This window comes from Candidatus Poriferisodalis sp., from assembly GCF_965214215.1.
GTDB lineage: Bacteria > Actinomycetota > Acidimicrobiia > Acidimicrobiales > Poriferisodalaceae > Poriferisodalis.
This window is the reverse complement of the sequence record NZ_CBDCBD010000002.1, coordinates 427,587-440,087: the sequence shown is the minus strand read 5'-3', so window position 1 is coordinate 440,087 and position 12,501 is coordinate 427,587. Positions and strand designations below refer to the sequence as shown.

8 protein-coding genes are annotated in these 12,501 nt (G+C 66.3%); 4 read left to right on the top strand and 4 right to left on the bottom strand.

Translation table 11 applies throughout. The annotated features are described in order from the left end of the window. Positions 1-12: 12 nt before the first annotated feature. The 3 genes from ACOOF5_RS02205 to ACOOF5_RS02195 are packed head-to-tail and all read left to right on the top strand — an operon-like array spanning position 13 to position 3,359. Complete coding sequence (locus ACOOF5_RS02205) at positions 13-1,548, top strand: Eco57I restriction-modification methylase domain-containing protein (RefSeq protein WP_420436146.1); 1,536 nt, start codon at positions 13-15, stop codon at positions 1,546-1,548. Beyond that, the gene (locus ACOOF5_RS02200; RefSeq protein ID WP_420436144.1) at positions 1,545-2,495 is read left to right on the top strand and encodes a BsuBI/PstI family type II restriction endonuclease; all 951 of its coding nucleotides are present in this window, start codon (positions 1,545-1,547) and stop codon (positions 2,493-2,495) included. The genes ACOOF5_RS02205 and ACOOF5_RS02200 overlap by 4 nt, the downstream gene beginning before the upstream one ends. 12 nt (positions 2,496-2,507) lie before the next feature. Next, on the top strand, positions 2,508-3,359 hold the full coding sequence (locus tag ACOOF5_RS02195) for a hypothetical protein (protein WP_420436142.1): 852 nt from the start codon (positions 2,508-2,510) through the stop codon (positions 3,357-3,359). A gap of 139 nt (positions 3,360-3,498) precedes the next feature. Here ACOOF5_RS02195 and ACOOF5_RS02190 read toward each other — a convergent pair whose 3' ends face one another. The 4 genes from ACOOF5_RS02190 to ACOOF5_RS02175 all read right to left on the bottom strand — a co-directional run bounded on the left by ACOOF5_RS02190 (position 3,499) and on the right by ACOOF5_RS02175 (position 10,750). Next, the gene (locus tag ACOOF5_RS02190) at positions 3,499-4,044 is read right to left on the bottom strand and encodes a hypothetical protein (RefSeq protein ID WP_420436140.1); all 546 of its coding nucleotides are present in this window, start codon (positions 4,042-4,044) and stop codon (positions 3,499-3,501) included. A gap of 267 nt (positions 4,045-4,311) precedes the next feature. Next, positions 4,312-4,494, bottom strand: a complete 183-nt coding sequence (locus ACOOF5_RS02185) for a hypothetical protein (protein WP_420436138.1) — start codon at positions 4,492-4,494, stop codon at positions 4,312-4,314. Next, complete coding sequence (locus ACOOF5_RS02180; protein WP_420436136.1) at positions 4,473-8,984, bottom strand: hypothetical protein; 4,512 nt, start codon at positions 8,982-8,984, stop codon at positions 4,473-4,475. The genes ACOOF5_RS02185 and ACOOF5_RS02180 overlap by 22 nt, the downstream gene beginning before the upstream one ends. A 941-nt stretch (positions 8,985-9,925) precedes the next feature. Next, on the bottom strand, positions 9,926-10,750 hold the full coding sequence (locus ACOOF5_RS02175; protein WP_420436134.1) for an enoyl-CoA hydratase/isomerase family protein: 825 nt from the start codon (positions 10,748-10,750) through the stop codon (positions 9,926-9,928). A 204-nt stretch (positions 10,751-10,954) separates the two neighbouring features. Here ACOOF5_RS02175 and ACOOF5_RS02170 point away from each other — a divergent pair, with 204 nt between their 5' ends. Further along, entirely contained in the window at positions 10,955-12,355 is a 1,401-nt protein-coding gene (locus ACOOF5_RS02170) for a 4-hydroxyphenylacetate 3-hydroxylase N-terminal domain-containing protein (protein ID WP_420436132.1), read from the top strand. The last annotated feature ends 146 nt before the right edge of the window (positions 12,356-12,501 follow it).

The window sequence follows — 12,501 nt, the reverse complement described above, 5'->3', positions numbered from 1 at the left end:
TGGTGAGGACGCGTGGCAGCAGTTGTTGATGATCTGCTTGCGGCCGGGCCGCTGACGCGTGCCGAGCAGCGCCGCGTCGCCCATGCCGATGGGTCATCCCCGGATTCTCGTTCTGAGCTTGGGCAGTACTTCACGCCCGCCCCGATAGCGAGGTTGCTAGCCGACATGTTCGAACCGCCGGAGGGACCCGTGCGTGTCCTGGATCCCGGTGCCGGCGTAGGGTCACTCTCGGCCGCGCTAGTCGAACGAGCAGCCCGCGAGGCATGGCGATGCTCGCTGGATGTGACAGCAGTAGAAGTTGATGATCGCCTGCTGGATGGTCTTGAGGCGACGCTCGGCGAGTGCTGCGCAGCGATGCCTTCGGCGCGTAGTTGTGCCGTGAATTCAGACTTCTTGACGTGGGCCGCGGCCCAAGCGGCACCGGAGATGTTCCGACAAGAGCCTCAGCAGTTCGACCTCGTCATTATGAATCCGCCCTACGGCAAGTTGCGCACCGCTTCGGCGACGAATGAGCGGCTTCGGCGTCTTGGTGTCCGCACGAGCAACCTGTACTCGGCCTTTGTCTGGCTCGCCAGCCGTTTGCTTGCTCCGGGCGGTCAGCTGGTGGCGATCACCCCGAGGAGTTTCTGTAACGGCTCATACTTCAGGCCATTCCGACGGGCGCTGCTGGACGACTGTGCGCTACGGGACATCCACGTCTTCGAATCCCGCGACACCGCCTTTCGCGACGGCGCAGTGCTCCAAGAGAACATCATCTTCAGGATCGTTCGGTCCGAGCAGCGACCGCCGGTGCAGATTGCCGTCAGTTCGGGTTCGGGCCTCGACGCACCCCGCCGGCACGAAGTCAACGCCGATTCCGTCGTCCACCCAACCGACCCTCGTCTCTTCATCCGCATACCCGAGGACCGTGCCAGCGTCGAGCTGGCAGAACACATGGGAGGACTCCCGCAGACGCTGGCGGGACTGGGCGTCACCGCCTCAACCGGGCGAGTCGTGGACTTTCGGTCGCGAGAGCACCTGCGCGAAGACTGCGGCGGCGATGCGATCCCGTTGATCTACCCAGGACACTTACGGCGAGGCAGGATCGACTGGCCAGGCAAATCCAGCTCCAAGCCGTGTGCGATTGCGGCGGCACCGGCAACCGAAGGAATGTTCCTTCCTTCGGGCGAGTACGTATTGGTCAAGCGCTTCTCATCGAAGGAAGAACGCCGACGGGTCGTGGCCGCAGTGCTGGAGCCCGCGGACCTGCCGAGCGATGTCGTCGCGATGGAAAACCACGTCAACGTGCTTCACATCGCGAACCGTGGCATGGAACGCGATCTCGCATGGGGATTGGCGGCATACCTCAATTCGACGGTTGTCGATCAATTTTTTCGGCAGTTCAACGGGCATACACAAGTGAACGCCGCCGACTTGGAGTCACTCCGATACCCAGACACTGAATCCCTGCTCGCCTTGGGCGCCGAAGCACGCTCAGCCGACTTGGAGCAGGCAGCGACGGACTTGCTGGTGGAACGCCACGTCCCGGACCTCGAAGGGCTCCGGTGAGCTACGAATCCACCCAGCGCATCTCCGAGGCCCAGTGGATACTCACCGAACTCGGGTTCCCGCCTGCACAGAGCAACGAGCGCTCCGCGCTCGCATTTCTCGCACTTCTTGACTTGAAGCCCGACATGCCGTGGACGACGGCGACCACCCCGCTGCGGGGCATCACCGAGATGATGAAATTCATGAGCGCCCACTACGACAAGGATTACGCTCCCAACACCCGCGAGACAGTTCGACGGCAAACAATCCACCAATTCTGTGCAGCTGGATTGGCGACGATAAACCCGGACGACCCCGACCGCCCCACCAACAGCGGTAAGACCGTCTATCAGGTCAACGGCATCGCGTGGACGCTTGCAAAGGCGTACGGCACCGACGCTTGGTCAGAGCGCCTCGCGACCTATCTTGAGCGGGTCGGCACGCTTGCCGACCATCTTGAGCGTCAACGCCAGATGCGTCGGATCCCGGTGCGTTTGCCTGATGGCACTTCAGTCGATCTCGCACCAGGAGGCCAGAACCCGCTCATCAAGGAGATCATCCAAGCGTTCTGTCCAAGATTCACGCCCGGAGGCGGCGTATGGTACATCGGCGACGCCGACGAGAAGTTCGCGGTCTACGACGAGCGTGCATTTGCGCATGCCAGTATCAATGTCCCCCATCACGGCAAGATGCCCGATGTCATCGTCGAGCATTTGGAAGAGCCGTGGCTCGTCGTTGTCGAGGCAGTGACATCTCACGGACCCATCGACCCGAAGCGGCGAGCTGAGCTGGACCAGCTTCTGCAATCGCCGCGTCTCGGACTCGTCTATGTGACCGCGTTCTCAGATCGCGCAACCTTCCGTCAGTACGTCGCCGACATCGCATGGGAAACCGAAGTCTGGATTGCCGAATCACCTGACCACCTCATTCACTTCGACGGATCCAAGTTCCTGGGTCCGTACAACTGAGGCTGGCCGCCCGTGGGCGAGGGTGCTCCTGTCGATGTGGCAACGGTGCTCTGCCAGTGGGCAACCGGGGGCCTCGCGTACTTGTGGGTGACCACCCGACGGGGCGAAGTCGGGCTCGGGTATGGCTGGCTCCTGCGGTCGCTGTACGGGGCGATTGCCGTCCTCGCGGCCGTCACGGGACTTGTGTTTCAGCCCAATGCTGTTCGCGATCTCGCCTGTATCGCGATGGCCGTGTGCGCAGGCGTGACCCTCGTGCGATCGGCACTGCCCAACGTGCCCGCAGCGGGTCCCCGAGTGGCTGCGGCGGGCATGGAGGATGACGATGTAGCACCATCTACATCGTCCCCGCGGAGGACGACTGAGGGCTTCGATCCGCGCTGGGATCTTGCCGCACCCCTGGTGGGCATGTTGGGCGTGTTCGCTGCGGGACTGGGTGCCAGTGGAGACGTCAACCCGATTCTGCACCTAGCGCGTGTCGTCGTCGGCGCCGCGTTCCTCGGCGCCGTCAGCAACTCGATGCTGCTGGGCCACTGGTACCTCGTGCAGCCCGGTCTGCGCCGGGAGCCGCTGCGTGAGCTAGTACGTCACCTCAGTGCGATCTGGCCGGTAGAAGTGGGACTGCTGCTGGTGCCCACCGGCATGCTCAGCGTGCTCTCGGGCAGCATCGACGACGGCTACGGCGGACTATTGGGCTGGTTCTGGATTGCCTGCGCCGTCACCACCGTGGCGCTTGCCGCCGTCGCCATGGCAGCGTTGCGCGAGCGCCAATATGCCGCCGTCATGGCCGCAACCGGGCTGCTCTACCTGGCGATCTTGACCGGGTTCGGCACCGACCTCGTAGCCCGTCTCACCCTCGCCGGTTGACCGGGCCTCGCAAGTGCCCGGATCGGGCGAATTGATCCCTTCTTGGGTTGGATTTCCGGCATGGGCAGGAGGAAGCGGTGGGTCTCGATATCGCTTGACGAAGTGCTCGAGGAGTCCGAACGGGGTCGGACCAGAGAGCTCAGAGAGCCGAGTGCGCCTGTTGTCTTGCCTCGATGCGGGCGAGACGGTCCGAGTGGGTGTCCTGGGTGGCTTCGATGCGGGCGAGACGGTCCGAGTGGGTTTCCTGGGTGGCTTCGATGCGGGTGAGACGGTCCGAGTGGGTGTCCTGGGTGGCTTCGATATGGGCGAGCCAATCGGTGTGGTTCAGCAGGATCGCATTGACCTCTGCAAAGCGCTCGTCGACTCGGGCGAATCCGGCTTGCATGTCCGAGCGCAGTGTGTCGATGTCAGAGTCGACGTCGTCGCGAAGTGTGTCGATGTCAGCGGTGATGTCGGCGCGTACTTGGGCTATGTCGTCGCGCAGCGTGTTGAAGCCCAGCGCTGCGAGCACGAACAGGCCGCCGATCAGCGCCACGATCACCGACACCACAGCAGGCACCAGCAGCGAACGCCGCACGCCGCGCCGGGCGTCGGAACGGGACCGCGGCTGCGAGGCGGCGACTTCGCTCGCTGCGGCGCGGCCGGTCGGCGGATCGGCGGCATCAGACCGGTCGTCGTCGGTCACGGTCGCGATCGTACTTACGGCATTTCCTCCCGCCAGTCACCGCCGAAGCGGCACCCCGTGCTGAGGGCCAACGTAGGTTCAGCGGGCCCCGCCGCCAAGCGAATTTCGGGCTCGCACTACGTGGCCAGGGCTCGCCGCCAGCGCAGGGCTTGATCGGCGCACGCCAGTAGTCACTGCCCACGATCGCCCTCGAGCCCTGTGGCGGCGACCACGACCGAGTCAATCTCGACGTGTGGCGGGCACTGAGCCCGGCTGTGTGCCGTGCGGTCAGTCGTTGTCAGTGATGGTGCCGGTGGCGTAGGTGAGACCGGAGATGGCGGTGATTGACCCGTCGGCTTCGTCGGCGGTGGCGACGGTGCGGGTGTGGGTGCCGCTGGGAGGGATGGTGACGGTCTGGTTGCTGGCGGCGGCGGAAGAGGAGGCTGAGGCTATTGGGCTGCTTCGATGCACTCCAGCGCTTCGCGGAACGGTTTCCACCCGTACCAGATCTGCTCGCGCGCGAGCGCTTCGGCCGCTGTGAACGCGGTCAGCTGATCGTCGGCGATGTCGCCGAACGCGACCAGCACCCGACGCCAGTTGCTGCCGTAGCCCGGCGCGCGATGACGGTTCAGCTCGTAGTAGTCACGCGCCAATCTCAGCGTCTCATCAGAAACACACTCGACAGGCGGAGGCGGAGGCGGAGGCGGGTCGTCGTCGTCGGCCACCGCGACCGTGGCGGTGCTGTTCGCGGATGACACGGTGTAGCCGGCGCCGGTCGAGACGGTGGCGGTGATCGACCCGTCGGCTTCGTCGTCGCTGTCGTTGGTGGTGGCGACGGTGAGGGTGTAGGTGCCGGTGGCAGGGATCGTGACCGTTCGGGTGCCGGCGGCGGCGCCGTGGTCGCCGGTCTGGGTGATCTCCACGGCCACGTCGAGAGCTGTGTGCGGCAATGGGTCGGCGGCGATGGTGAACACCGCGTCGCCGCCCTCGGTGACATCTGTGCCGGCGGTGATGGTGATCTCGGGTATGTCGTTGTCGGCGACGGCGACGGTGGCGGCGCCGCTGCTCGTCGACACGGTGTAGCCGGTGCCAGTGCCGATAGCGGCGGTGACCGAACCGTCAGCCTCGTCAGCGCTGTCGTCGGCGGTGGCGACAGTGAACGTCTCGGTGCCGGAGGTGCCGATGGTCACAGTCTGGGTGCCAGTGGACACGAACGCGCCGGTTTGGGTGATCTCGACGGTGATGTTGAGATCGGCTGCGGGTGCGGGGGCAGCGGTGACAGTGAAGGTGACGTCGCCGCCTTCTGTCACGTCTGCGCCGGCTGTGACAGCGATCTCGGGCTCGACGGGCGGTGGGGCCGGATCCTGCTGGGCTTTCTCGATGCATTCGAGGGCTTCGCGGAATGGGCCCCATCCGGCCCAGCGGGTTTCGCTTTGGCGTGCTTCCGCGGCGGTGAACGCGGTCAGCTTCGAGTCGGACACGTCGCCGAACGCGATGAGGACTCTTCGCCAGTTGCGGCCGTAGCCAGGCGTGCGGTGCTTGTTGAGGTCGTAGTAGCCCCGGGCCAGCTCGAGGGTCTTGTCGGGGACACAGCCCGGCGGCGGAGCCTCCGGGCCGTCGCCGTCGGCCTCCTCCTCTTGTGCGGTTTCGCCCGCATCTGCGGTTGTGCCGGTGTTGAGGGTGGCGGTGGCGGCGAGGCTGTCGAGATAGGTCACCGCCGGGGCGCCGCCGTCGCTGTCGTCGTTGTCGTAGCCGGGGGTGACCGTCACGGTGACCGTCGCGGGCGCGGCGATGCCGTGGTCGAACGGGTGGCTGGTCGCCGTGATGTCGTCGAACGCGCCGGCGGTCTGGGTCAGCGACCCGTCGTTGGCTTGGGCGCTGTAGGCGACGCTGTATTTCGTGGCGTGGGGCACCGCGTCCCAGCTAGCGGTTGCTGTGGTGCCGCCGCCGTCGGCGACAGCGAGACCGGCGACTGCCGTGGTCGGCACTGGCGCTGCCTCGACTGGCAGGCGGGTGTTCTGCGGGGCGGGCAACGTGTTGGCGTACAGGAATGGGCAGGCGGGGTTGTCATGGACCCGTCCGGAGTCGAACCCCAAGCTGTGCATCCGGATCGTGTCCACGGTGACCTTGCGCACCCCGCCGCCGGCGGCGGTGTGGGTGATGTCCGCGCACAGCGACCTGTTCGGGTTCTGGTGCTCGCGTTTGTTGTGCACCCAGATGAACCGGTAGCACTCCCATGACGTGTCGGCGTTGTTGTCATAGCTGTCCGAGATGCCGTTACGCAGCCGGCTGCTGGAGTCCCGATAGGTGCCGTCGGGCTGCACCAGCCATCCGCAACCCGGAGAAGGGCTGCGTTCTTCGAAGGTGACCTGCAACGACTGCACCGGCGTGCCGCTACGGGTCAGCGAGATGCCGGTGATGCTCGACGCGGTGGTGCCCCCGAAGTCGCCGACGCTGATGTCGACGGTGACCGGGCCGCCCAAAGGCTTGTTCGACAGACGAATGGCGTACTGCACCTCACAGCACGGCGTGACGTTGCGCATCGGGGTGATCCCCGGCGCAGCGGTGATCGTCGAGGGACGCAGCTTCCCGCCGTTGCCGTTCACGAACCAGCGCCACCTGTTCTCGTTGTCATAACGCACAACACTGAACACCTCCACCTCCGGCGCATCATCCACCTCGACTCGGACGTTGCCCAGACTCTGGTTCGAGTAGCCGCCGCCGTTGGCTGTGTGGGTCAATTGCATGTCGGGCCGGTTGCGATGCGTGCCGGGCTCGTCCGCGCCGGTGACCGTCACCTGCTGAGGCGTCTGATAATTCGAAGCAGTGAACGTCAACGACGACGGGCTGAAGTTCGCCGCGTTCTGGTTGCCGCCGGCCCTGCCGATCGCGACCGTCGTGACCCCGCCCGACGGCGCCGTGGCCAGCCGCACGCAATAGGTCGTCTCGCCGGTCTCGACAATCCGAAGACTCGTACCGCTGAACACATTGCTCTGAGCAGAACACGCCACCGGGGCGGCCTCGTCGTCGGCCAATGTCAGCGTCGCCGCGTTGTTCGCCCCATCTGCGGTGACGCCGCCGCTGACTGTGGTTTCCAGTCCGGTCACGCCGAGGCTGGTCAGCGTCGCGGTGATCGTCTCGTCAGTGCTGTCGGGGTCGTCGCGGTTCGCGACCGGCGTCAAGGTGACGGTCGCGGTCTGCACCGCCGAACCGGAATCAGAGCCGGTGAGGATGACTCGCGGCGTGGATGCAGATGCGTTCGCCAGCGTCGCGCCGGTGCCGCTGGCCGCGACGGTGAAGTCGTGATTCGCGGTGCCGCTGCCCGGCAGCCGCGCCCCGGTCGAGGTCGTCAGCGCGATGGGCGCTGCGATGACCTCGCCGGCATACAGCCGACGCGACAGCGACACCGTCAATGTCGCGGTGTCGGTCGCGTCGCCCTCGGTCATCGTCATGTCGCTGCTGGTGAGCGACACCGTGGTTTCTTCGTCGTCCTGGATCAGCACCTTGTCCGACCCGTCGCTGGACGACACCGTGTAGCTGCCGTCGTCCGCCGAGCACGATGCGGTGTCGGGCGGGACGATCTCGACGGTGACGCTGCTGTCGCGGTCGTCCGCCGCAGTGTTCGTCCACGTCAGCGTGTGAGTGCCATCCCCGACGTTCATGCCGCTGCTGGTCAGGCTCACCTCCTTGAGGCCCTCGTCGCCCGACGCCACCCGGGCGCCGACGGTCTCGGTGACTCGCACGCACACCGTCAAAGCCGTCGCCAGTGTCTGGTCGGCTTTCAGCGGGAAACCGATTCCGACACCGCCCTCGCTCTCATCGGCCTTCTTCTCGCCGGCGTCGGTGCGGCTCTCGCCCTCTCCGGTCGGCAGCTCCACCGAGATCTCCGGCGGCGCCACCACGGTGAACACCGGCGACAGGCCATAGAAGCTGCGACTGTTCGAGCCCGCGAGCGTGACAGCGGTGAACGGGTCGCTGCCGGTGCCCACAGAGCCTGCCTGCACGTTGTTGTTGCCCAGATAGTCGGTGGCGTGCTTGGTGCCGTCGTCGTTGCTGCCGGTGAACACCCGAACGGTGCCCCCGATTATCGTGCCGCTCTCGTTGCGCGCGGCGTGGCTGTCCCAGGAGCCGTCGTAGAAGTCGGCGTAGTCGTCGGCGGCCTTGTCGCCGCCGAGCCAGTAGATCGGCACCCCCGCCCCGGTGGTGGAGGTGTTGTCGCGGGCGTCCACCGACGACGTCGACGCGACCGCTGTGAACGCGTCGCCGACATCGTCGCTGATCGCCATGTGACCGGCCTTGGCGGCCGTCTGCACAAAGCTGTTGTACGTCGCGATGTCGGTATCTGACGCGTTGCGTGTCGTCGAAGAAACGAACAGCAAACGGAAACTGTCGCCGCCGGACAATCCCGAAGGCGTCAACGGCCAATCAGGAGCGACCGAGACCTGCGTTGGGGTGTCGTCGTCGAGGATCGTGTGGGTCGCTGTGGCGGTGCCGAGGGTGACGCCGCCGAGGTTCGGATCGCGCAGGGTCAGCGTCGCGGTCACCGTCTCGTCAGCTTCGGCGTCGGTGTCGCCCTTCACCCGGATGCCGATTGCGCTTTCTGTGGTCTCACCAATACCGAAAGAGCCGTTTAGGCAGTTGGCGTTCCATACGAAGAAGTTCCCGCCGCCTTGGTCTCGGACGAGCTGGTAGTCGGAGTCGGCGGGAATGTCGGGGTACGGGGCACTGAAGACCGCGGAATCGGGCGTGTGGATGGTCGCCGTGCCTTCGAAACAGACTTGATAATTGGTCGCACCGTCGTGCACCGCTTCGGACAGGGTCACCGTGAAAAAGAGGTTGCGCGTGCCCGAATCGTCCTCCGCGGCGTCCGCAGGCGCGCTGATCGATATTGTCGGCCCAGTTTGCGCGGCGGCCTCGCTGGGCAGAACGACGAGCAGCGGGCTGGCCAGCACAACCGGCAATGAGCCCCACAGCGCACGCCGAATGCCGCCGCCGGGGCCTGAGGGGCTGCGGCTGGCTCCGTGTGTTGCGACGCGCGCCGTCGAGCGCCGTGAGCCCGAACCGTTCCGACCCGAACCGTTCGAGCCCCAATCGGCGCGGGCGGGCGGAAGGCCGAGACCGTGCGAACCAGAACCGGGCCGACGGGTACCGCCTCGCGCGCCGGCGAGAGAAAACTCAGCCCCGAACGCGCCCTGCGCTAAGCGACGCCGCCGCGAAGACGACCGACACCCCGAACCGCGGGGGGGGGGTCACAGCAGCCGACAAGAACCTCCGCAAGCCAACGCGCGCACCGACAAGCGCTGAACCGATCGCGCTCAGCCCGCGAGCCAAACGCCGTCGTTCGTCATTCCTCGAAGACATCATTGCAGCCTCCAACCCGACGCCCGGCCCCGCCGCGCGCGAAGCGCACCCGACCGCCGGACGCATCGCATCCGATCTGCCCCAAGCGTACGCCCCAGCCAGCGCGAGACGCGCCGACACACACTCGCAGTATCTGACGCCCGCCGAGTTGCCCGGTGCCCGAACGCGTAGAGCCCAATTGTTCTTGTCTGACAGGGCCGTGAGGATCGTATGGGGCATCCCCGGCGCCGATCCCCGGCGCGACCCCTGAGCAGCTGAGCCAAAGAGCCAGGCGCCTGAGAGAACCAGCGGCGCCTCGCAGCTAAGCGCCCGAATGAACGAGGGGTGAGCGGGGGCAGGTGTGCCCACGCGCAGTTCGCAGCGCCACAGCCCGGCCTACTGGTTACGGGCGGCGTTGCGCATGTTCGAGCATGGGTGCACCTGCCCCCGATCACCCCGGCTCCGGCTCGGGTCCCGATCACCCCGGCTCCGGCCCCGCATCGCCTCGGCCCTGCTCCCGATCGCCCCGATCAACAGTTCTGGTTGCGCACAGCGCTCGGGTTCAGGTGCCGGTCCATTCGGGCGGGCGCTTCTCGGCGAAGGCCCGGCCGCCTTCTTTGGCGTCGTCGCTGTCACCGACGATCCTGCGGATCGATTCGCCCATGCGCAGGGCTTCGGTCCAGCCCATTCGCTGGCTGCGCCACGCCACTTCCTTGACGGCGCGAACTGCGAGTGGCGCCCCTGCGCAAAGTCGCTCTGCCAGTGTTCGGGCTTCGTCCATGAGCGTGTCGTGCGGCACGACCTTCCACGCAAGGCCCAGATCCCGAGCTTGCTCGGCGTCGAAATTCTCGCCGGTCAGCAGGATCTCCATGGCGTTCGCCCAGCCGATCTTGTGCGGCATCCGCATCGAGCCCACGATGGTGGGCACGCCGATCCTGACCTCGGGCATGCCGAAGATGGCGCGGTCGGACGCGATGAGGAAGTCGGCAACCAATGCGCCGGTGAGCCCGTAGCCGATGCATGCGCCGTTGATGGCCGCAATGATCGGCTTGTACAGCTCGAGACCGCTCTCGAGGCTGTTGACGGTGGGAATCTCGAAGTACGACCCCGACCACGTCCCCGCCGAGCCCTTCGTCGGGTCGCGCAGATCGGCGCCGGCGCAGAACGCCCGGCCCTCCCCGGTCATGATCGCCACCCACGCGTCGGGATCGTTGTAAAACTCCATCCACGCTGCGTTCAGGCACTGGCGCATGTCGCCGTTGATGGCATTCATCGCCTCGGGCCGGTTGTAGGTGATCGTGGCGATGTGCCCGTCGAGCTGGTAGGTGGCAGCTGCGTCGGGGCTCGAGATGTCGGGTACAGGGCCTTTGTATGAGGGGTCCGTCATGGACGCCGTTCTAGCGCACACGCCCGCGCCGGAACCGCTGACTTCGGACGTTCGGAGGCGAAGCCATGGCCCAAGCGGGCCGTGAGCGACGGCGCACAAGAGCGAGAATCGACTGGTGCGACAACGGGAGGATGCAGCTATCGGCGCGGTCTGCGGGGCAGCGCGCCACTAGCGTGACTGCCGCTCGCATTGCACTCGCGACCAATGGGGGAGCCCACAATGCGCACCGGCCAGCAATACAAGGAATCGCTCGCAGACGGACGCCTGACCTACTTTGAGGGCAAACAGATCGACGATCTCGAGACGCACCCGATCTTGGGCCAGACCGTGGATGCCACCGCCGCTGGCTACGACCGTTTCTATGACCCGGCACCCGATGCGTCCTCGCCACTGATGACGGTTCCGCGCAGCGCGGACGATCTGCGCGAGATGATCCCCCTGCTGCATTCGGCAGGGATGATGGCCCACGTCACCTATACCTCCATCCAGACGCTCAAGACCGCGGCCGGGCGGATGGTCGACACCAAGCCGGAGAACATCGAGCGGATCGATGCGTTCATCGACGAAGCGCAGCGTGACGACGTGCGCATTACCCAGTGCATCACCGACGCCAAGGGCGACCGCAGCCGTCCGCCGGCCCGCCAGGACGACTTGGACTCCTACGTGCGGGTGGTGGACCGCCAGCGAGACGGCGTCGTGATCCGGGGAGCGAAGCTGCACATCACCGGCGCTTCGTTCGGTCACGAGCTGCTGACCATTCCCACCAAGGCCATGAAGCCCGGCGAGGAAGACTGGTCGATCGGCTGCTCAGTGCCGGTGAACGCTCCAGGCGTCAAGATCATCAACACCACCTATGCGCCCCGCCATGAGGACCCACGGGCGTTTCCCGTTTCGGGCGAGCACCACTATCCCGAGGGCTTCGTGATCTTCGACGACGTGTTCGTGCCCCACGAGCGCGTCTTCCTCGACGGCGAGACGCACTACGCCGCAGTGTTCGCCCATGCGCTGGGCCTGTGGGAGCGTCTCGGCGGACTGTCGGCTTTCGTGGAGGAAGCAGATGAGCTAGTAGGGCTGGCGCAGCTCGTCGCCGAGGCCAACGGCACTGCTGGCATCGGCCACGTCAAGGAGAAGATCTCCGAGATGATCATCCACGCGACGCTCATCAGGGCCACGCTGGAAGCTGCCATCGAGCACTGCTCGATCGGACCCGAAGGCGCGGCGTTCCCCAACGAGCTCTACACCAATGCAGGCAAGTTTCACGCAGCAGCGAACTACAGCGCCATGGTGCGCCACCTCCACGACATCGCCGGGGGCGCCGTGCTGACCTCCCCGGTGCCGGCCGACTTCGAGAACCCCGATGTTGGTCCGCTGGCCCGCAAGTACATGGCCACCCGTGCCGATGTCGAGGGCGAGTACCGCGCACGACTGATGCACACGATTCGCGACCTCACCGCCGATTCCTATGGCGGCTGGAAGTTCGTGACCAATCTGCAGGCCGGGGGCGGCTTGTACGCGCAGCGAATCGTCACCCGCCGGCACTACGACCTCGAAGGAGCCAAGCAGAAGGCCCTGGCTGTTGCCGGGCTCGCCGACGCCGACCACTAGCGGCCCGTCTCACGGCCCCAGCAGCGACCGCAGCGACCGCCGCTGCGTGCGCTCGGGCGACTGAGCTGCAAGCGGCGCAGCGACCCGCGAGGCTGCACCCCGTAGGCACCCCGAACGAACGCGGCGATCACATGCGACGTGGCGCG